The sequence below is a fragment of the Streptomyces sp. NBC_01116 genome (genome assembly GCF_041435495.1).
Lineage (GTDB): Bacteria > Actinomycetota > Actinomycetes > Streptomycetales > Streptomycetaceae > Streptomyces.
Window position 1 is genome coordinate 5,073,154 of record NZ_CP108644.1, and the last position, 20,285, is coordinate 5,093,438.

The window sequence follows — 20,285 nt, forward strand, 5'->3', positions numbered from 1 at the left end:
GTGGACGGGGACGAGCAGGACGGACAGGGCCGGGCGTGCGGACCCTCGGGGGACAGAGCATTGGGTGTGACCATGGATGAGACCACCGGGACGGTGACCGGGACCGGCACCGACGCGGGCGGCGAGAGCGAGGCGCGGCGGACGCTGCACCGCGTCTTCGGGTACGAGTCGTTCCGCGGCGAGCAGGGCGCGATCATCGAGCACGTGGTGGCGGGCGGCGACGCGGTCGTGCTCATGCCCACCGGCGGTGGGAAATCCCTCTGCTACCAGATCCCGTCCCTGGTCCGGCGGGGCACCGGCGTCGTCGTCTCCCCGCTGATCGCCCTCATGCAGGACCAGGTCGACGCCCTGCGGGCGCTCGGCGTCCGGGCCGGCTTCATGAACTCCACGCAGGACTTCGACGAGCGCCGCTCGATGGAGGCGCAGTTCCTCGCGGGCGAGCTGGACGTGCTCTACCTGGCGCCGGAGCGGCTCCGCCTGGACTCCACCCTCTCCCTGCTGGCCCGGGGCGAGATCTCCGTCTTCGCGATCGACGAGGCGCACTGTGTCGCCCAGTGGGGCCACGACTTCCGCCCCGACTACCTGGCCCTGTCCGTGCTCGGCGAGCGCTGGCCGGACGTGCCGCGCATCGCCCTGACGGCGACCGCGACGAACGCCACGCACGAGGAGATCACCCGCCGCCTCGGCATGCCGGACGCGAAGCACTTCGTCGCGAGCTTCGACCGGCCGAACATCCAGTACCGGATCGTGCCGAAGTCCGAGCCCAAGAAGCAACTGCTCTCCTTCCTCAAGGAGGAGCACGCCGGGGACGCGGGCATCGTCTACTGCCTCTCGCGCAACTCCACGGAGAAGATCGCGGAGTACCTCTGCCACAACGGCGTGGAGGCCGTGCCGTACCACGCGGGCCTGGACGCCTCCACGCGCGCCACCCACCAGGCGCGCTTCCTCCGCGAGGAGGGGCTCGTCGTCGTCGCGACGATCGCGTTCGGCATGGGCATCGACAAGCCGGACGTCCGCTTCGTCGCCCACGTCGACCTCCCCAAGTCCGTCGAGGGGTACTACCAGGAGACCGGCCGCGCGGGCCGTGACGGGGAGCCGTCGACGGCCTGGATGGCGTACGGGCTCCAGGACGTCGTCCAGCAGCGCAAGCTCATCCAGGGCGGCGAGGGCGACGAGGCGTTCCGCCGCCGGGCCGCCTCCCACCTGGACTCGATGCTGGCCCTGTGCGAGACGGTCCAGTGCCGGCGGGCCCAGCTGCTGACCTACTTCGGCCAGGAGCCCACAGCACCCGCCTGCGGCAACTGCGACACCTGCCTGGCCCCGCCGGAGACCTGGGACGGCACGGTCGTCTCGCAGAAGCTGCTCTCCACGGTGGTGCGGCTGAAGCGCGAACGGAACCAGAAGTTCGGCGCGGGACAGATCATCGACATCCTGCTGGGCCGCAAGACCGCCAAGGTCATCCAGTTCGACCACGACCAGCTCTCCGTCTTCGGCATCGGCGAGGAGCTGGCGGAGGCGGAGTGGCGCGGAGTGGTGCGCCAGCTGCTGGCGCAGGGGCTGCTCGCGGTCGAGGGGGAGTACGGCACGCTGGTCCTGACCGACGAGAGCGCGACGGTCCTCGGCCGGGAGCGGGACGTGCTGCTCCGCAAGGAGCCGAAGAAGCCGACGACCCGGTCGTCGTCCTCCGCCGGCGGAGGACGGGGCGCCAAGGGCAAGGCGGCCGCGGCCGACCTCCCCGAGTCCGCCGTCCCGGTCTTCGAGGCGCTGCGCGCCTGGCGCGGGGTGACGGCGAAGGAGCAGGGCGTCCCGGCGTACGTCATCTTCCACGACGCCACGCTGAGGGAGATCGCGACGCTGCACCCGAGCTCGCTCGCGGAGCTGGGCGGCGTCAGCGGCCTGGGCGAGAAGAAGCTCGCGACCTACGGGGAGGGCGTGCTGGAGGTCCTGGCGCAGACGCCCCCGGGGGCGTCGACGGAGACTCCCGCACCCGCGACCCCGGCTCCCGCACCACGCACGGCGGCCCCGGCCCCGGCCCGTGCGCAAGCCCCGGCCCCGCAGCACGGCGACCCCGAGTTCGGCTGGGACGAGGAACCGCCCGAGTACGAGTGAGGCGCGTACCGGGCGGTGGGGGAGGGGCGGCGGGACCTATCCCAGGTCCGCCGCCCGGCGGCGGGGCGTGATCGCCGTGAGGTCAAGGTCGACGGTGAAGGGCACCGACACCTTCATCCGGTCGTGGAAGATCCCCGTCGAGGTGTACGCACCGGTGGCCGGCTCCCGCTCGAAGACGTACACCACGGCACGCCCGTCGTGGTTCTCCACCCGCCAGTAGTGGGGGATCGCCGCCCGGGCGTACTTCACGGGCTTGGTCTCCCGGTCGCGGGACCGGGACTCGGGCGAGACGACCTCGATGGCCAGGCGCACCGACTCGGCGGGGAACCGGGTCTGGTCCGGGTCCTGGATGATGTCACCGTCGATGACGATCACATCGGGCTCGGGCCGGTTGTAGCGGTCGATGTCGATGGTGAACTCGCGCACGACCTCCAGCTCGGGCGGAGCCAAGGACTGCAACTGCCAGTTGAAGAAGTCGACCGCTCGCGAATGGAAAAGGGTCTGCGGACTCACGAAAACGAGGCTCCCGTCGATCAGCTCCGTGTGCGGAGGCAGATTCGGGAGTGTGTCCAGGTCATCGGCGGTCCAGCCGCCCTCGGGCGGGACCGCCCACCGCGGCTCGGAGGCCTCGGGTTCGATGCTCATCATTGCTCCCATGGGGAGGAGTCTCGCGGGCCCGACCAGCGTATCCGCCCGGAAGCGCATGGGGCTCCCCCGAACGTGTGAACGCCTCGCGCACCGCTGACCGGCCCGCTCTTCTAGGGCGTGTTTCGAAAGTAGCGCCGTCCGCCCGGAGGGCGGGCTCGGCGGCGTCTGGTGCGTGCGATCGCAAGGCGGAGGGTCGCCCCGATACTGGATGTATCGGGGTGATCCCGACAACGCGGCGAGCGTGCGTGCCAGGCGTCGCCGAGCAGGCGGGACTTTCGAAACACGCCCTAGTCCCCGTCGCCGCCTCCTCCGCTGTAGCCGCTCCAGCCGTTGCCGGTCTCGTTCTGCTTCACGTTGTAGCGGACGGCCACGGCGGTCCACTCGGAGCGGCGCATGACCTTCATGACCGTCCGGCCCGTGCGGCCGAGGCGGGTCAGGTCGCCGGCCAGGCCGATGGCGGAGGCCAGGGAGGCCAGCACCCGGTCGCGGTGGTCCGGATACCCCGCCGCCTCGGCCGCCGCGAACCGGTCGAGGACGCCCCGCGAGAGGTCCGGCACGCCCGGGAAGTGGCGGTGGTACGGCATGACGCCGAGGAAGCGGTGGGTCCTCCGGGACAGGATGGAGCGTTCGACCAGGGAGTCCAGGTACTTCTCCTGTACGTACCGGTCGTAGTCGCCCACCCAGCGCCGGGCGCGGATCCCCGGGCGGCGGCGGCCCTTGGCCGGCGGGTCCAGGGTCCGGAGCATGGCGGCGAGGAGCGGGTCGGCCGGGTCCAGCGGGTTCACCACGTGGACCCGGCCGCCCTCCTCCCGGATCCGGCCCTGGATCTCCAGCTCCGCGAGGACGGCGCCGGCGGTCCCGTACGCCAGATCGCGGGCGTTGCACGTCGGCTTTCCCCGGTCCGGGTCCAGGGCGAGCAGGATCAGCTCCTCGGGCAGCGCCAGCGCGGGGGCGTCGTGCGTCATCGTGCGGTGACGATCCTTCCGGTCACGTCGCCGAGGCCCACGCGGGTGCCGTGCGGACCGGGGGCCCAGGCGGTCAGCGTGACCGTGTCGCCGTCCTCCAGGAACGTCCGCTTGCCCTCGGGGAGTTCGAGCGCGTCGCGGCCGTTCCAGGTCAGCTCCAGGAGCGAGCCGCGCTGGGCGGGCTCGGGGCCGCTGACGGTGCCGGAGCCGTAGAGGTCGCCGGTGCGCAGCGACGCGCCGTTCACCGTCATGTGGGCGAGCTGCTGGGCGGCCGTCCAGTACATCGAGGCGAACGGCGGCTCGGCGACGGCCTGGCCGTTGATCTCGACGGTGATGCGGATGTCGAAGCCGCCCGGCTCCTCGTCCTCGGCGTCGTCGAGGTAGGGCAGGAGCGGGAAGTCGCGGGCCGGGGGTGCGGTGCGCGCGGCGTCCAGGGCCTCCAGCGGGGTGACCCAGGCGGAGACGGAGGTGGCGAAGGACTTGCCGAGGAACGGGCCGAGTGGCACGTACTCCCAGGCCTGGAGGTCGCGGGCGGACCAGTCGTTGAGGAGCGAGAGGCCGAAGACGCGCTCGCGGAAGTCGGCCAGCGGGACCGGTGTGCCGTGCGCGGAGGGGACGCCGACGACGAAGCCGACCTCGGCCTCGATGTCGAGTTTCACCGAGGGCCCGAAGACGGGGGCCGGGTCGGCGGGGGCCTTGCGCTGGCCGCTGGGGCGCACCACGTCGGTGCCGGAGACCACGACGGTGCCGGAGCGGCCGTGGTAGCCGATCGGCAGGTGCTTCCAGTTGGGGGTGAGCGCGTCGCCGTCCGGCCGGAAGATCCGGCCGACGTTGGTGGCGTGGTGCTCGCTGGCGTAGAAGTCGACGTAGTCCGCGACCTCGTACGGCAGGTGCAGGGTCACCGCGTCCACCGGGTGCAGCAGCGGTTCGATGTCCGCGCGGTGGGCGGGGACCGTCAGCCAGGCGGTGAGCGCGCGGCGCACGTCCCGCCAGGCGGTGCGGCCCGCCGCGAGCAGCGGCGTCAGGCTCGGCTGCGCGAGCAGCCCCGCGTAGGGGGAGCCCAGCGCGTGGGCGGCGGCCCCGGCGTCCAGGACGTGGTTGCCGATGCGGACGCCGACCCGGCGGTCGTCGGGGTGGTCGGGGGTGGAGAACACACCGTACGGAAGGTTGTGCGGGCCGAAGGGGTCGCCCTCGGCCAGATCGAGCGGGCTGCTCTGCTCGGGCATGTGGTGCTGCCTCGCTTTCCAGGTCGCGTTGAGGACACGTTACGTCGGTGCTCCTACCCAGCGGCAGTGCCCTGACTATCCCCAACTGTGCGCATTGCCCGGAAAGTTCGTCGGGTCCCCCGGAAATCCGGGGGACCCGAGCGCGGGGCGGGAGGCCGCTCAGCCCGCCGTGCGCGGGATGCGCTTCTCCCAGGTGCGGTGGAAGGCGATCTCCCCGCCCTCCTTGCAGATCACCTCGTTGGAGGTGATGAAGTCCTGCTCGTCGGCGGCGATCTCGGAGCGGGTCTCGATCTCCACGTCCCAGGCCATCTCCGGGCGGTGCAGCCGGATCCGCCAGTCGGAGCGGGTCCGCGCGGAGAGCGGGTCGTCCTGCTGGATCGTGTACGTCTCCAGGGCGTCCTCGGTGAATTCGAGGCCGTCGGGGTAGACCCGCGTACCGCCGTAGCGGGGGTCGACCTCCATGCGCCATTCGCCCTTGGCGACATCGCGGACGACGAGGCGTTCGGGGCGGGGCTCCTCCAGGGTGACCGGGTAGACCACGCCGAGCGGTTCGGACTGCTCGGGCTCCCCGAAGGTGATCGCCGGGTCCTCGGTGTGGCGGCGCACCGGGAGTTCGACGAAGCTGCCGTCGGCGTCCAGGGTGAAGCCCGCCGAGCCGGCCTGCGGCCAGATCCAGGGCCAGTACGAGGAGGAGACGGCGAGCCGGATGCGGTGGCCGGGCGGGAAGGTGTGCCCGATGCCGTTGAGGTCGAAGACCACGTCCTCGGTCTCGCCCGGGGGCCAGTCGTCGGTGCGGTCGCGGCCGTGCCGGGCGGCGAGGTTGAGGACGCCCCGGGTGACCAGGGTGGAGGAGCCGTCGGGCGCGACGTCGCAGAGCCGGGCGATGGCCTGGCCGCGCGGGACGTCCATCCGGAGGCGGAGCTTCACCCGGGGGCGGCCGAGGATCTCGATCGGCGCGTCCTCGACGGGGAATTCGAACGACACCGACTTCGCGTCCTCGTCCCGCTGGTCCGGCGGCAGGTCCGCGTCGTTGCCGAACGGGAAGAAGCGGCCCGCGTCCACGCCGGTCTGCTGCGGCGAGGCGACGATCCGCTCGCCGCCCTGGAGGGCGTACGCCACCGGGGAGACGTTCTCCGAGGGCCAGCTGGCGTCCCCGACCCAGCGGCCCGGCAGCGTCTCGTACACCGTGGCGGGCGGGTGCGAGCCGCTGATCCAGGACCGCAGCAGCGGCTCCCGCATCACGCCCGTCTCCTGGCCCTTGAGGTGCTGGTCCCACCAGCGCAGCGTCTCCTGGAGGAAGCCGATCCCGGGTCCCGGCGGCAGCCCCCGGTCGGGGTACTGGTGCGACCAGGGGCCGATCAGCCCGCGCACCTGCTCCGGGTCCAGGTGCTCCACGAGCCGCAGCACGGTGTCCCGGTACGGGTCGTGCCAGCCGCCGACCGCGAGGACCTTCGCCTTGATCGCGCCGTAGTCCTCGCAGACGCTGCCGTGCTTCCAGTAGTCGTCGCGGCTCTGGTGGGCCAGCCAGGTGTGGATGAAGGGGTCGACGGCCTCCAGCCGCTTCAGCCACATCTCCTTCCAGTCCTCGCCGACCTGCGCCGGGTCCGGCGGGCGGCAGACGAAGGCGAGCATGGTGGCGGCCCAGGCGTGCATGTCCACGGCGAGGACGGAGCCGCCCATGTAGTGGACGTCGTTGTCGTAGCGGTCGTCGGCCGAGCAGACGGTGACGATCGCCTTCAGCGGCTCGGGGGCGAGCGCGGCGATCTGGAGCGAGTTGAAGCCGCCCCAGGAGATGCCGAACATCCCCACCCGGCCGGAGCACCACTCCTGCTGGGCCAGCCAGTGGATGACGGCGACGCCGTCCTGAAGCTCCTGCGCGTCGTACTCGTCGCCCGGCAGGCCCTCGCTGTTGCCGTGGCCGCGGACGTCGACCCGTACGGAGGCGTAGCCGTGGCCCGCGTACCAGGGGTGGCGCTGCCAGTCGCGGGGCGCGGTCCAGTCGCCGAGCCGGTAGGGCAGGTACTCCAGCAGGGCCGGGACCGGTTCGTCGGTCAGCGGCCGCCAGATCCGGGCGTAGAGCCGGGTGCCGTCGGGCAGCGGGATGGAGACGTCCTCGCGGGTGGTCTCGTACGGAAACTCGGTCGTGATGTTCATGGGTCACCTCGATGGACGGCGACGGGGTGCGAAGGCGCACTCAGTGGACGGGGTGCATGGTGCGTTTCAGCCACGGGGCGGCGGCGATCATCGCCACACCCGCCGCCACGGCGATCGCGCCGTTGACGCCGAAGTAGGCGGGGTTGGAGACCTCGCCGTACAGCTTCACGATCTGCGCCTGGATGCCGTTGGCCAGGGCGAGCGAGAGGAACCACAGGGCCATCGTCTGGCTGGCGAACGCCTTGGGGGCGAGCTTGGTGGTGGCGGACATGCCGGAGGTCTCCAGCAGGATGTCGCCGAGCCCGAGGAGCAGGTACGAGCCGACGATCCACCAGGCCGCCATGCGGTAGGTGTCGTCGGCGTGCCCGGAGGTCGGCAGGACCATCAGCAGGAAGGAGAGCCCGCCGAGGATCACCCCGAAGGCGATCTTGTTGGAGGCGTGCGGCTGGCGGGGGCCCATCTTCGCCCAGACCGCGGCGACGACCGGGGCGAGCGCGACCTCGAAGGCGCCGAGGGCGGAGGCGTACCAGCTGGCCGGGAAGGCGAAGCCGAGGATCTCGGTCCGGGCGTTCGTCGACGCGAGCAGCATCATCGTCGAGTACGCCTGGAAGAGGATGAAGTTGAAGACGACGGACCCGAGGAAGAGGACGACGTAGGGCCGGAGCCTGCCGCGCTCCTCCGCGGTGACCCGGGGGGAGCGGAACATCACCACGAAGTAGACGATCGGCGCGATCACCGAGATGACGGTGAGGACGTCGACGAACCGGTCCATCGTCAGCCAGCCCGCCAGGGCCAGGGCGGTGGCCACCGCGGCGACCACGACGGCCCCGCCGATGATCAGCCGGACCGCGCGGCGCATCGCGTCGGGGGCCAGCGCGAATTCGGCGGCGTGCTTACGCCCGGCCAGGTGACGGCGGCCCGCGACGTACTGGATCAGGCCGAGGGTCATGCCGACCGCGGCGGCCGAGAAGCCCCAGTGCCAGCTGACGTGCTCGCCGAGCCAGCCGGTGATCAGCGGTCCGGCGAACGCGCCGATGTTGATGCCCATGTAGTAGAGGGCGAAGCCGGCGTCGCGCCGCTCGTCGTCGGTGCGGTAGAGCTTGCCGACCATGGAGGCCACGTTGGGCTTGAGCAGGCCCGTTCCGGCGCTGATCAGGCCGAGGCCCACCCAGGTCATGGCGTCGGTGGGAACGGCCATGCTGTAGTGGCCGCAGGCGATGAGGATGCCGCCGTAGAGCACGGCCCGGTACGAGCCGAGGATCCGGTCGGCCAGCCAGCCGCCCGCCACGGAGACCAGATAGACCAGCGTCCCGTAGGCGGCGGAGACGGAGGCGGCGGTTCCGGGGTCCATGTCCATGCCGCCGTTCGCCACCGTGTCGGCGAAGAACAGCACCAGGATGGCCTGCATGCCCAGGAACGAGAACCGCTCCCAGACCTCCAGACCCGACAGGGTCATCAGACCTCGTGGCTGCCCGAAGAAGGCGTGGTCGTCCTCGGGCGGAGGCTTGGCCGGCTCGGTGCCGGCGGTGCTGTGGGACAAAACGGGGACTCCTGATCGTATGAGCTGATCCCGAACATACCGGCGGTCATGGGAAGCCGCCCACGGTGATCCATTGCGGACCGGATACGCTGAAGTCGCTAGGAGAGACAGCGACACATCGACATTGCGTGTGATCGTCAGCAGACAGGAGATGCCCTCGTGACCGTCGTCGGGCCGTTCGGACTGCACGTGCGGGACCAGGCTCTTGAGGCCGATGTCCAGTCGGGCCTGGCCGCTGTCGAGGCGGGGCTGCTCGAAGCCACAAAGAGCGATGTCCCCTTCATCACGGATGCCGCCCAGCATCTGGTGCGGGCCGGGGGCAAGCGGTTCCGCCCCTTGCTGGTCATGCTCGCGTCACAATTCGGCGATCCGGGCGCGCCGGGCGTCGTCCCCGCCGCCGTCGTCGTCGAACTGACCCACCTGGCGACGCTCTACCACGACGACGTGATGGACGAGGCCGACGTGCGGCGCGGGGTCCCCAGCGCCAACACCCGCTGGGGCAACTCCGTCGCCGTCCTCACCGGCGACTTCCTCTTCGCCCGCGCCTCCCACATCCTGGCCGACCTCGGCCCCGAGGCGGTCCGCATCCAGGCGGAGGCCTTCGAACGGCTCGTCACCGGCCAGATCCTGGAGACCGCGGGCCCGCGCGACGGCCGTGACCCGGTCGACCACTACCTGGACGTGCTCAGCGGCAAGACCGGCTCGCTGGTCGCCGTGTCCGGCCGCTTCGGCGCGATGATGTCCGGCGCCGACGAGCGCACCGTGGACGTCCTCACCCAGTACGGGGAGCGGCTCGGCATCGCCTTCCAGCTCGCCGACGACGTCCTCGACATCGCCTCCGACTCCCACGAGTCCGGCAAGACCCCCGGCACCGACCTGCGCGAGGGCATCCCGACGCTCCCGGTCCTGCGGCTGCGCGCCCAGGCGGCGGCCGACGGCAAGCCCGACGACCTGGAGCTCGTCGAGCTGCTCGACGGCGACCTCGGCGACGACGACGCCCTGGACGAGGTGCTGCGCCGGCTGCGCGCCCACCCGGCTCTGGAGCAGGCCCGCCAGGACACCGTGCGCTACGCCCAGGCGGCGCGGGCCACGCTCGCACCGCTGCCCGAGGGATACGCGAAGTCGGCGCTGGAAGAGCTGTGCGACGCCGTGGTGCACCGCGCGGGCTGAGAGATCTGCCGTGCTGCGTCGCGCGGGCCGAGAGCTTCGGCGTCGTGCGCGGGCCCGCTGACGGCGCGTCATCCGGTGGGGCGTACCCCTACTGGATGGCGCACATACCCCTCCTGGTTGTCATACCGGAGCAGTACGCCGAGTTGATTCCCCGGTCTGACGCTTCGGGCCGCCTGATTTGGTCAGATGGTTAACAACGGAAGCCGCCGACCACGGAGGTAGGGCACACCATGGCACCGAACGACAGCGCAGAGACCACCGGCGAGGCCACGAGCACTGTCGTGGGCCGCCGGAAGACGGCGCGCTACATCGTCCCCGTCGCGGTCGCGGGGGTGGCGGCCGCGACCATCGGGCTCGTCCCGGCGCTCGCCAGCACCGGCGACCCGGACCTGCCGAAGATCACCGCACAGCAGCTCATCGAGAAGATCGCCGCTTCCGACGAGGAGCAGCTCTCCGGCACGTTCAAGATCAGCACCGACCTGGGCCTGCCCCTCGACGGCCTCGCGGGCTCGCTCGTCCCGGGCGGTGCGGGCGGGGACGAGGACGGCGGCGCGGCGGCCCCGCAGGACAAGCTCATGGAGCTGACGTCCGGCACGCACACGCTGCGGGTGGCCGCCGACGGCCCGGAGCGGCAGAAGCTCTCCATCCTCGGGGACGCGTCCGAGTACAGCGTCATCCACAACCAGGGCGAGGTCTGGGCGTACGACAGCACGTCGGACGAGGTCTACCACGCCGAGGCCCCCGAGGGCCGGGACGGCGGCAAGCTCGCGGAGAAGGCCCCGAAGGACCGCAAGGGCGCTCCGGCCACCCCGAAGGACTTCGCCGAGCAGGCGCTCGCGGCGGCCGGGGACACCACCTCGGTCACCGTGGACGGCACGGCGCAGGTCGCCGGGCGGGACGCGTACCAGCTGCTGATCAAGCCGAAGCAGTCCGGTTCGACGATCGGCTCGGTCCGCATCGCCGTGGACGCCGAGAACGGCGTACCGCTGAAGTTCACCCTGTCGGCGGCGAGCGGCGGCAAGGCCGTGGTCGACGCCGGGTTCACCAAGGTCGACTTCTCCAGGCCCGCCTCGTCCACCTTCGACTTCACGCCGCCCAAGGGCGCCGAGGTGACGGAGGCCGACGAGCTGGAGACCGGCAAGGACGAGCACGGCGCGGCGCAGAAGGCCCTTCCCGGGCAGCTGGCCGAGCTGGACGGCTTCGAGGGCCTCAACGTCATCGGCAAGGGCTGGACCTCGATCGCCGAGATCCGGACCCCCGGCGGCACGGGTCTTCCGACGACCGGCTCGGGCGACCTCCCGGCCGAGGCGCAGGGCTTCCTCGACGCGGTCGGCGACAAGGTCACCGGGAAGTTCGGTTCGGGCACGGTCTTCAAGACGCGCCTGGTCAACGCCCTGCTGACGGACGACGGCAGGGTGTACGTCGGAGCGGTGACGAAGGACGCGCTGGTCCGCGCCGCCGACGCCGCCAAGTAGGACACCGCCGGCGCCCGCCGTGCCGGACGACCGGCGCCGGCGCCGGACACCCCGCCCCGTCGCACACCGTGCGGCGGGGCGGCAGCGCCCCTGCGGCGCTGCCAGCCGTGCGGACGGGAGAGGTGCGACCGGGATGACGGGGACGGGGACGGGGCCCGCCGGAGCGACCGGGACGGGCGGTGCGCGTACCGCGGGCGGTGCGCGTACGACGGGCGCGTCGGGTACGTCCGGCGCTGCGGGTGCCGTGGAGGCCGCGGAGGCCGGTCCGGGTGCCGTGCACGCGGCGGAGGCCGGTCCGGGTGCGGCGGACGCCGCGGAGGCCGGCCCGGTCATGCGCACCCGTGGCCTGACCAAGCGCTACCGGGGCGGCCGGCTCGCCGTGGACGGCCTCGACCTGACCGTGCCCGGCGGCAGCGTCTTCGGCTTCCTCGGGCCCAACGGGTCGGGGAAGACCACCACGATCCGTATGCTGATGGGCCTCATCGACCCGACGTCCGGCACCGTCGAGGTGCTCGGGCGCCCGATGCCGGGCGCCGCCCGTACGGTGCTGCCCGAGGTCGGCGCGCTGATCGAGGGGCCCGCGCTGTACGGCTTCCTGAACGGCCGGGACAACCTCCTGCGCTACGACCGGGCCGATCCCACCGCCGACCCGCGCACCCGCGGGGCCCGCGTCGACGAGGCCCTGGAGCGGGTCGGGCTCGCCGCCGCCTCCGGGAAGAAGGCCAAGGCGTACTCCCTCGGCATGAAGCAGCGCCTCGGGCTCGCCGCCGCCCTGCTCCGGCCGCGCCGGCTGCTGGTCCTGGACGAGCCGACCAACGGCCTCGACCCGCAGGGCATGCGCGAGATCCGCTCCCTGGTCCGGGAGCTGGCCGCCGAGGGCACGACGGTCTTCCTCTCCTCCCATCTGCTGGACGAGATCGAGCAGGTCTGCACGCACGCCGCGGTGATGGCCCGCGGCCGGCTGATCGTCCAGGGCCCGGTCGCCGACCTCGCCGCGGGCGCCCGGGGCCGGCTCGCCGTCACCACCCCCGACCCCGGGGACGCCGCCCGCATCCTCCGGAAACACGGGCTCACCGGCCTGAGCGCCGACGGCGACCGGCTGACCGCCGACGCCCCGCCCGCCGCCGTGGACCTCGCCGACCTCAACGCGGCGCTGGTGTCCGGCGGGGTGCGGGTGCGGTTCTTCGGCGTCGAGCGAGGCTCATTGGAGGACGCCTTCGTCGCACTCACGGGAGAGGGATTCGATGTCGCAGGCTGAGACACCGCCGCAGACCGGGACGGCACCCCGGGCCGGGACACCGCCCCGGACCGGGACAGCACCGCAGGCCCGGGCAACACCGCAGGCCGGGCCGGCGGAACCCGGCGATCCGGCGGGACCCGGCGATCCGGCGGGCCCTCGCGGTCCCGATCCCGTGCGGGTGCGTCCCCGCGATCCGGTCCGTCCCCGCGGCCCCTTGTGGACGCTGGGCCTTCTCCGGTCCGAGATCACCACGCTGCTCCGCCGCCACCGCACCTTCGCCCTGCTCGGCGTGCTCGCCGCCGTACCCGTACTCATCGGGATCGCGGTCCGGATCGAGACGGGCGGCGGCGGTGGCGGGTCGGGCGGCCCGGACGGCGGGGCGGGCCCGGCGTTCCTCGCCCAGGTCACCAACAACGGCCTCTTCCTCGTCTTCGCCGCCCTCGCCGCGACGCTGCCGGTCTTCCTGCCGATGGCCGTCGGCGTCGTCGCGGGCGACGCGATCGCGGGCGAGGCGAGCAGCGGCACCCTGCGCTATCTGCTGGTCGCCCCGGCGGGCCGGACCCGGCTGCTGCTCGTGAAGTACGCCTCCGTCCTCGCCTTCTGCCTGGTCGCGACCCTGGTCGTGGCGGCGTCGGCGCTGGCGGTCGGTGCGCTGCTGTTTCCGGTGGGCGAGGTCACCACGATCTCCGGGACCCGGATCAGCTTCGGCGAGGGGCTGGTGCGGGCGGCGCTGACGGCGCTGGTCGTCGCGGTCTCCCTGACCGGATTCGCCGCACTGGGACTGTTCGTCTCGACGCTCACCGGCAGCGGGATCGGGGCGATGGCGGCCACGGTCGGGTTGCTGATCACGGTGCAGATCCTGGACAGCATTCCGCAGCTGAGCGGCGTGCACCCGTACCTGTTCGCGCACCACTGGATGTCCTTCGCGGACGTCCTGCGCGAGCCCGTCCACTGGGACGACCTGATCAAGAACGTCCAACTGCAGGGGCTGTACGTCGCGGTGTTCGGCTCGGCGGCCTGGGCGCGCTTCACGGCCAAGGACATCACGGCCTGACGAGAGACGGTCCGGGAGAGGCCGTAAGGGATGGCATTCCGGGAGCCGCGACTCCGCGAGCGCGCCTCTCCTGGCTTGATCGGATCGGCGGGAGGCCGTCCGCGCCGTCGGCCGGGCGAGCCGTCCCCCGATCGGCTCGTCGCGGCACGAACGGCACGAACGGTGCGGAGACAGGGAACGACACGACACGGTACGTTCCGTTTCCGCCTGGGTATTGTTCGGTCTTTGGCGACGAGATGTCAACAAGAGATTGGCTGGAACCCCCCTATGCTCACCGAATGATCACATCGCCGAGCAGTGTGCGCCGCAGCGAAAGGTCACGCCGCGCGATCCTGCGGTCCGCTCTCGATCTCTGTACGGAGCGGGGGTACGGGCACGTCACGATAGAGGCCATCGCGGCCGATGCCGGGGTCAGCAAGAAGACGATCTACCGCTGGTGGCCGTCGAAGGGCGCGGTGCTGCTGGAGGCGTTCACGGACGCCCTGATCGACGCCACGCCGTTCGTGGACACCGGCGACATCGGCGCCGACCTGCGCGCCCATGTCGCCGGCGCGGTGAGACTGCTCTCGGTCCCGCCGTTCGGCCCCGCCTACGCGGGCATCCTCTCCGAGCTGCACCACGACGACCTGCTGGCCCGGCAGCTGCGGGAGGAGCTGGTCGATCCGCGCGTCGAGGAAGCGATCGGCCGGCTGCGCAGCGCCCAGGAGCAGGGCCAGATCCCGCCGGGCGCGGACCTCCCGCTGGCCGTGGAGATGCTGTACGGGCCCGTCTACTACCGCCATGTGCTGCGCAAGCCCGTCCAGGACGAGGAGATGATCGCCACCCTGGTCGACCACGTACTGCGCTCGCTGCGCGCGCCGGGGTACTGAGGCGCCGGAAGAACATCCCGGCCCGGTACGAGCCCCGGTACGAGCCCGTACCGGACCCTGCCCCGGAAGTGTGATGTCACCTCCATCATGACAGGTCAGAGGGCATTTCCGTAGGAGTAACGGCACAGCTGGACAGCCTTGTTGGGCCCCTGCCGGGGCCCCCACAATTCCCGCTATGAATCACTCGCGGAAAGTCGATCAGGACGACATCGTCCGAGCGCGGAACGTGCTGCTCGCGTCGGGACGCCGCACTCCGGGCGAGGAGGTCGACGCCTACCGGGTGCTCGCCCGGGTCAGCCCCGCATCGTATCTACCGCTCCTGGCCAGGGCGCTTCAACGTCTCTGCTACGACACCGGGTCCGGCACCCGGCACGCGTCCGCCCCGGAGCTGTGCGAGGAGGCGGTGGCCGTGGCGCGGCGCATCGATCCGGCCGAACCCGCCCGAGCCGATGTCCTCTACCAGGCACTCGACAGCCACCGCAGGGAGCTGTACCGCCTGGGCCGACGCACGGAGGGCCTTGCCCGGTGCGCCGAGATGCTCGACATCAGCCGCGCCCGGGCCGCGTCGGCCGGCGCTCCGGTAATCAAGGGGCTCGACGAGTGGGCTGCCGGACTTGCCGAGGAAGGCTGGTACGCCGAGGCCGCCGACGCCATGGACGAGTTGGTCGCGGCGCTCCTGCCCCAGGGGCCCCGCGGCGGGGCCCTCGCTTGGACGCTCCTGGACCGGATCGCCGCTCTCCTCGACGCCGGCCGCGTCGACGACGCGCTCGCCGCGTTCGAGGCGGCCGTCACCATGGAGGCGGCCGACGCAGCGGCGGACCGCGGCCCGATGGTCTGCCACCTCTACGCGCTCGTCGGGTACGCCCGGCTGCTCGACACCCACGGTCGGGACGAGCGAGCGGCCCTGGCACGGCACGAAGCACTCGCCGTGCTGACGGAGTTGGCCGACACCGGTGAGCGGAAGACCTGGAGCGGTTACCAACGGAGCTTCTGGGCGGCGCTGGTGACCCTCTCCGGTGCCTACGGCGACCGGTCGCCCGCGCCCGGTGAACCGCGTCCGCCTTCGGACACGGCGCCGATGCGAGGGTCGCCCCGGGCCCAGTGGCACGACGTCGACAGCCGGCAGGCCCTGCGGGCCCAGGTGGACGCCCTCGTTCCACGGGCCGCCGAGGACCCGGACCGGCACCTGGCCGATCTGGTCCGCCTGCATCGGGCCCTCACCCTCCGCACCGCCGTCTTCCAGGAGACGCGCGTGCGTCTGATCGCGGACGACGTGCGTTCCCTGTACGACGAGGGAGTGGACCTGGCCCGTCGGCTGGCTCGGCACGACCCGGCAAAGGGCCCGCGAGCGCTGGCCGGAAGACTGATCGACCGGTCGACCCTGCACGCCGTCGACCACGCTTTCGGCCCGGCCCTCGACGACTTCCGCCAAGCCCTGACGTGCCTGGGGGAGCCCGCCTGAACCCGAGCCGGTCGGCGAGATCAAGAGACGAGGCGCATCAGAGACGAGACGCATGACGCCAGAGACGAGGTGCAGGAGACGAGGCGCAGGAGACGAGGTGTAAGAGGCTCCACCGGTCCGCCGTCCCTGCCGCCGGACCCGTCGTTCACGCCTCTGCCCTTCACCGGTGGCCGGGCCCGGGTCGGCGGGTGATGCTGGTCCGGCGCGTGCCGGCTCCGATGCACCGGTGCGCCGGAGCCGGAGGGCGGGTGGAGTCGTGGCGGACGCCGAGACCCCGGCCGGGCCCGGAACGCCCCGGGGCGTTCCGGACCAGCTGGACGCGGACCAGCTGGACGCGGACCAGCTGGACGCGGACCAGCTGGACGCGGACCAGCTGGACGCGGACCAGCTGGACGCGGACCAGCTGGACGCGGACCAGCTGGACGCGGACCAGCTGGACGCGGACCAGCTGGACGAGGCACTGCTGGACGCGGAACTGCTGGACGAGGCACTGCTGGCGACCCTGTTCACCCAGTCGGCCGTCGGCCTGGTCGTGCTCGACCCGCAGCTCCGTCTCGTACGGGCCAACTCGCTCTTCGACGGCGTGGACACGGGGCAGTACATCGGCCGCCGGTTCACCGAGGCCTTCCGGCTCGAAGACCCGGACGGCTCCGAGCAGCTCATGAAGCGGGTGCTCGCCGGCGAAGGCCCGGTGCGCGACCGCCTCGTGCGCGGCCGGCTCCGCGAGATCCCCGGCGACCGGGAGTTCCTGGTCTCCTCCTACCGGCTCGACGGCCCCGGCGGCCCCGGCGCACCCGCCCGCGGCCTGCTGACCGCGGTCGTCGACGTCACCGAGCGCCAACGGGCCCGCGGCCGGGAAGCCGCGCTCGCCGCCGTGCGGGAGGCGGTCGGCGGCTCTCTCGACGTCGCCACCACCTGCCGCGCCTTCGCGGACGCCCTGGTGCCCGGATTCGCCGACCTCGCCGTCGTCGAGGTGGTGGACGACGTCCTGCGCGGCGCCGACCCGCCGGTGGGCCCGCTGCCGCCCGGCACCCCGCTGCGCCGCGCCGCGAGCGGCCGGTGCGACTCCGTGCGGGACACGGCGCCGGGCGAGGGGGAGGGCGGGGGCCGGGCGCGCTCGGCGGGGGCGACCCGCCACCTCCTCGCCCGTACGCCGTACGCGCTCGCCACCACCGATCTGCGGGCCCGGCTCGTCCCGCTCGGGCCCGGCACCCCGTGGCCGGCCACCGACCCCGACGGGGCGCGCGCCGTCGCGGAGACCGGCGCGCACTCCCTGGTCGTCGTGCCCCTCACCCTGCGGGGCGCGGTCCTCGGCCTGCTCAGCCTCTACCGCTGCGGAGCATCCGAGCCCTTCGACGACGACGACCTCTCCCTCGCCGTCTCGGCGGCCACCCGGGCGTCCCTCGGCATCGACAACGCCCGCCGCTACGAGCGCGAGCACGTCATCGCCTCGACGGTCCAGCGGAGGCTGCTCCCGCAGGCCGAACGGCAGCAGGCCGCCGTCGACACCGCCCACGTCCTGCTGCCCGGCCGGGACAGCGGCTGCTGGTTCGACACCATCGCCCTGTCCGGCGCCCGAACCGCGCTCGTCGTGGGCGGCGTCCCGGGCGAGGGCCTCCAGTCCGCCATCGCCATGGGCCAGCTGCGTACGGTCATCCAGGCGCTGGCGGGTCTCGACCTGGAGCCGGAGGAGGTCCTCGCCCGGCTCAAGGACACCGCCGACCGCCTCGCCCACGAACGCGCCTCCCTGCCGCCGGCCGACGCCCTCCACGACGAACCCCTCAGCGCGGGCTGCGTGTACGGGGTCTACGACCCGTTCACCCGGACCTGCACCGTCGCGCGGGCCGGGTATCCCGCGCCGCTGATCGTCGGCCCCGACGGGCGGGCCGTCGCCCTCGACGTGCCGGAGGGGCCCGGGCTCTTCTCCACCGACAGCGCTCTCTTCGCCCCCGCCACCGTCACCCTGGAGGTGGGCAGCCTCCTCGCGTTCTGCACCGCCGACCTGCTCTCCGGCGACCACGCGGCCGAACGCATCACCGAGACCCTCGCCCGGCCGGGCCGAAGCCTCCAGCAACTGGGCGACGACATCGTGTACGCGCTGCCGGACGACACCCGCTCCGCCGGCGCGGCCCTGCTCCTGGCCCGTACGGGTACGGTCTCCGACCACCTGGTCGCCACCTGGGACCTGGCCCAGGACCGCACGACGCCCGCCACGGCCCGGGAGCTCGTGCGCGACCGGCTCCAGGGCTGGGGGCTGGACGAGGACACCGTCGAGGCGACGGAGCTGATCGTCAGCGAGCTGGTCACCAACGCCGTCCGCTACGGCACCCCGCCGCTGCGGCTGCGCCTCCTGCTGGACTCCACGCTGACCTGCGAGGTCCACGACGGCTCCACGGCCTCCCCGCACCTGCGGCACGCCCGGACCGTCGACGAGGGCGGCCGGGGCCTGTTCATCGTCTCCCGGCTCGCCTCCCACTGGGGAGCCCGCCACGGGCCGGACGGCAAGGTGCTGTGGACCGAGCAGGAACTGCCGAGCGGCGGTTCCTGACCGCTCCCGCCCCCGCCCCGGCCGGTCCGATTCCGCCACCGGGCACCCGGTGAGCGCGCCGATCGCGCAGAGTGGTCCGTATGACGAACCCCGCGGAGCCGCTGCGCTCCTTCGCCCGTACCCGTGCTTCCCTCGACGGCGAGGAGGTCACGTACTGGTGGTCCGGGGACGTGTACTCCTGGGCCCCAGACGAGCCCTACCGGCGGATCTTCGGTTTCGAGGGCCTCAACGTCTCCCGTCTGGTCCAGGACCCGGAGGCCGGGCCGGACGCGTACCGACTGCTCACCCGTGAGGCCGCGTTCTATCTGGACCCCGTCAGCCGCGAGATCCTGGAGACCTGGCAGGACCTGCCGGTGGTGCACGTCTGGAACGATCCGGCGAACCAGAAGTGGCGTCCCTTCCCGATCCCGACGACCGACCTCGGGGATCAGGTCTGCTTCAGCCTGGAGATCCCGCTCGCCTACCCGTCGCCGCTGCCGGTGGCCGAGTACCCGGTGCATTCGGCGGGCGACACGTACAAGGCCCTGGAGCTCTTCCAGTTCTTCGCCGACCGCGCCGACCTGGCGGGCCCGTCGCCCAGTGTCCCGGCCACCATGTCGTGGAGCCGGATGTCCCCGTGGCTCCCGTGGATGGCCCGGGGGCAGCGGCCCGGCGGTCTCACCTTCCACTGCCGGGGCCGCAAGCTCGGCGCGTACGCCGAGGTCCCCGAGCGCACCCGCGCCCACATCGCCGCCCACCACCCGGAGTTCTCCCACGCCCCGGAGAAGTGGAGCGAGCCGAACGAGACCAGCTGGACCTACTTCCGCAGGCTCGACCCGCCCCGGGGCTGAGGGTCACGGGGCGCCCCGTGACCCCCGGCGCCGCCTACCGGAGAACGATGTTCCGGCCGGGGCCGCCGTCGACGCTGTCCTTGCCGGGGCCTCCGACGATCAGGTCGTTCCCGTCCTCGCCGTGCACCATGTCGTCGCCGGTGCCGCCGAGCAGGATGTCGTCGCCCTCGCCGCCCATGACGTGGTCGTCGCCCGCGCCCGCGTACACGACGTCGTTGCCGTCGTACGCCTCGATCATGTCGTCGCCCCGTCCGCCCCACAGCCGCTGGTCGCCGTCGACGGCCATCAGGTGGTCCATGCCGTCGCCGCCGTCCAGGACCACGCGTCCCATGACCATGTCGTTCCCCGCGTCGCCCCGCACCGTGTGCGCGGTGTGCGCGTGCAGCATGTCGTCGCCGGGGCCGCCGCTGACGGTCGCGACCCCGGGGTCGCTGGTGGCGATCTCGTCGTCGCCGTCGCCGAGGAAGACGTCGATCCGGTCCGGCCGGGAGCTGTCGGTGGGCAGTTCGCAGACGACGTAGGTCTCGTCGCCGGGGGTGAGGTAGGTGCAGTGGTCGCCGGGTACGAGCGGGACCGCGTCGCGGAAGCCGATCCGCCGTACTCCGTCGCCCCGGTCCATGGGCACCACGTGGAGGTCGTTCACCTGGCCCGCGCCCGCGGTGAAGGTGATCGACTGCTTCGCCCAGTCGGCGCCGACGCGGGACTTCGCCGCGGTGCCCGTGGGGCCGCCGATCGCCGTGGGGCCGCCGATCGCCGGGGAGGCGGCGAGTGCCGGGGAGGCGGCGAGGCCGGTGGTGAGCAGGGCCACGGCGGCCGCGCGGGCGGTGAGTCGGTGTCGGATCATGGGACCTCATCTCGATGGGCGGCCGGTGGGTCGGCCTGCTGGCGGGGGCCTGCCCGGGGCGCCGGCGACCGCGGTCGCGAGGGCGGCTTCCTCGCGGCCGCGACCGGCGCGCTCCGGTACCCCGGACAGGCTCTGTTCGTCCCGGCGGGGC

Annotated in this window: 15 protein-coding genes; 9 read left to right on the forward strand and 6 right to left on the reverse strand. The window is 72.8% G+C overall.

Annotated elements, in window-relative coordinates; all coding sequences use genetic code 11:
- Positions 1–72 precede the first annotated feature (72 nt).
- On the forward strand, positions 73–2,109 hold the full coding sequence (gene recQ, locus OG245_RS22270; protein WP_371625248.1) for a DNA helicase RecQ: 2,037 nt from the start codon (positions 73–75) through the stop codon (positions 2,107–2,109).
- A 36-nt stretch (positions 2,110–2,145) separates the two neighbouring features.
- Here recQ and OG245_RS22275 read toward each other — a convergent pair whose 3' ends face one another.
- The 5 genes from OG245_RS22275 to OG245_RS22295 all read right to left on the reverse strand — a co-directional run bounded on the left by OG245_RS22275 (position 2,146) and on the right by OG245_RS22295 (position 8,642).
- The gene (locus tag OG245_RS22275; RefSeq protein WP_371625249.1) at positions 2,146–2,754 is read right to left on the reverse strand and encodes a Uma2 family endonuclease; all 609 of its coding nucleotides are present in this window, start codon (positions 2,752–2,754) and stop codon (positions 2,146–2,148) included.
- A 290-nt stretch (positions 2,755–3,044) separates the two neighbouring features.
- Complete coding sequence (locus OG245_RS22280; RefSeq protein WP_371625250.1) at positions 3,045–3,722, reverse strand: GPP34 family phosphoprotein; 678 nt, start codon at positions 3,720–3,722, stop codon at positions 3,045–3,047.
- Entirely contained in the window at positions 3,719–4,948 is a 1,230-nt protein-coding gene (gene fahA / locus OG245_RS22285; protein ID WP_371625251.1) for a fumarylacetoacetase, read from the reverse strand. The genes OG245_RS22280 and fahA overlap by 4 nt, the downstream gene beginning before the upstream one ends.
- A gap of 159 nt (positions 4,949–5,107) precedes the next feature.
- A complete protein-coding gene (locus OG245_RS22290) occupies positions 5,108–7,102 on the reverse strand; it encodes a CocE/NonD family hydrolase (RefSeq protein ID WP_371625252.1) in 1,995 nt (664 codons plus the stop codon).
- A gap of 40 nt (positions 7,103–7,142) precedes the next feature.
- Entirely contained in the window at positions 7,143–8,642 is a 1,500-nt protein-coding gene (locus OG245_RS22295) for a peptide MFS transporter (protein WP_371625253.1), read from the reverse strand.
- A gap of 159 nt (positions 8,643–8,801) precedes the next feature.
- Here OG245_RS22295 and OG245_RS22300 point away from each other — a divergent pair, with 159 nt between their 5' ends.
- The 8 genes from OG245_RS22300 (at position 8,802) to OG245_RS22335 (ending at position 19,290) form a co-directional block, all read left to right on the forward strand.
- A complete protein-coding gene (locus OG245_RS22300; RefSeq protein ID WP_371625254.1) occupies positions 8,802–9,812 on the forward strand; it encodes a polyprenyl synthetase family protein in 1,011 nt (336 codons plus the stop codon).
- 230 nt (positions 9,813–10,042) lie between these two features.
- The gene (locus tag OG245_RS22305; protein ID WP_371625255.1) at positions 10,043–11,287 is read left to right on the forward strand and encodes an outer membrane lipoprotein carrier protein LolA; all 1,245 of its coding nucleotides are present in this window, start codon (positions 10,043–10,045) and stop codon (positions 11,285–11,287) included.
- Positions 11,288–11,618: 331 nt separating this feature from the next.
- Complete coding sequence (locus OG245_RS22310) at positions 11,619–12,545, forward strand: ABC transporter ATP-binding protein (protein WP_371627952.1); 927 nt, start codon at positions 11,619–11,621, stop codon at positions 12,543–12,545.
- A complete protein-coding gene (locus tag OG245_RS22315) occupies positions 12,532–13,581 on the forward strand; it encodes an ABC transporter permease (protein WP_371625256.1) in 1,050 nt (349 codons plus the stop codon). Before OG245_RS22310 ends, OG245_RS22315 begins: the two co-directional genes overlap by 14 nt.
- A gap of 278 nt (positions 13,582–13,859) precedes the next feature.
- Positions 13,860–14,450, forward strand: coding sequence for a TetR/AcrR family transcriptional regulator (locus OG245_RS22320; protein WP_371625257.1), 591 nt, complete (start codon positions 13,860–13,862; stop codon positions 14,448–14,450).
- A gap of 175 nt (positions 14,451–14,625) precedes the next feature.
- Positions 14,626–15,912, forward strand: a complete 1,287-nt coding sequence (locus tag OG245_RS22325; RefSeq protein WP_371625258.1) for a hypothetical protein — start codon at positions 14,626–14,628, stop codon at positions 15,910–15,912.
- A gap of 475 nt (positions 15,913–16,387) precedes the next feature.
- Complete coding sequence (locus tag OG245_RS22330) at positions 16,388–18,460, forward strand: SpoIIE family protein phosphatase (protein ID WP_371627953.1); 2,073 nt, start codon at positions 16,388–16,390, stop codon at positions 18,458–18,460.
- Between the two features lie 80 nt (positions 18,461–18,540).
- The gene (locus tag OG245_RS22335) at positions 18,541–19,290 is read left to right on the forward strand and encodes a DUF1838 family protein (RefSeq protein ID WP_371625259.1); all 750 of its coding nucleotides are present in this window, start codon (positions 18,541–18,543) and stop codon (positions 19,288–19,290) included.
- Positions 19,291–19,324: 34 nt separating this feature from the next.
- Here the strand turns inward: OG245_RS22335 and OG245_RS22340 are convergent, their stop codons facing one another.
- A complete protein-coding gene (locus OG245_RS22340) occupies positions 19,325–20,134 on the reverse strand; it encodes a calcium-binding protein (RefSeq protein ID WP_371625260.1) in 810 nt (269 codons plus the stop codon).
- Between the last annotated feature and the right edge of the window lie 151 nt (positions 20,135–20,285).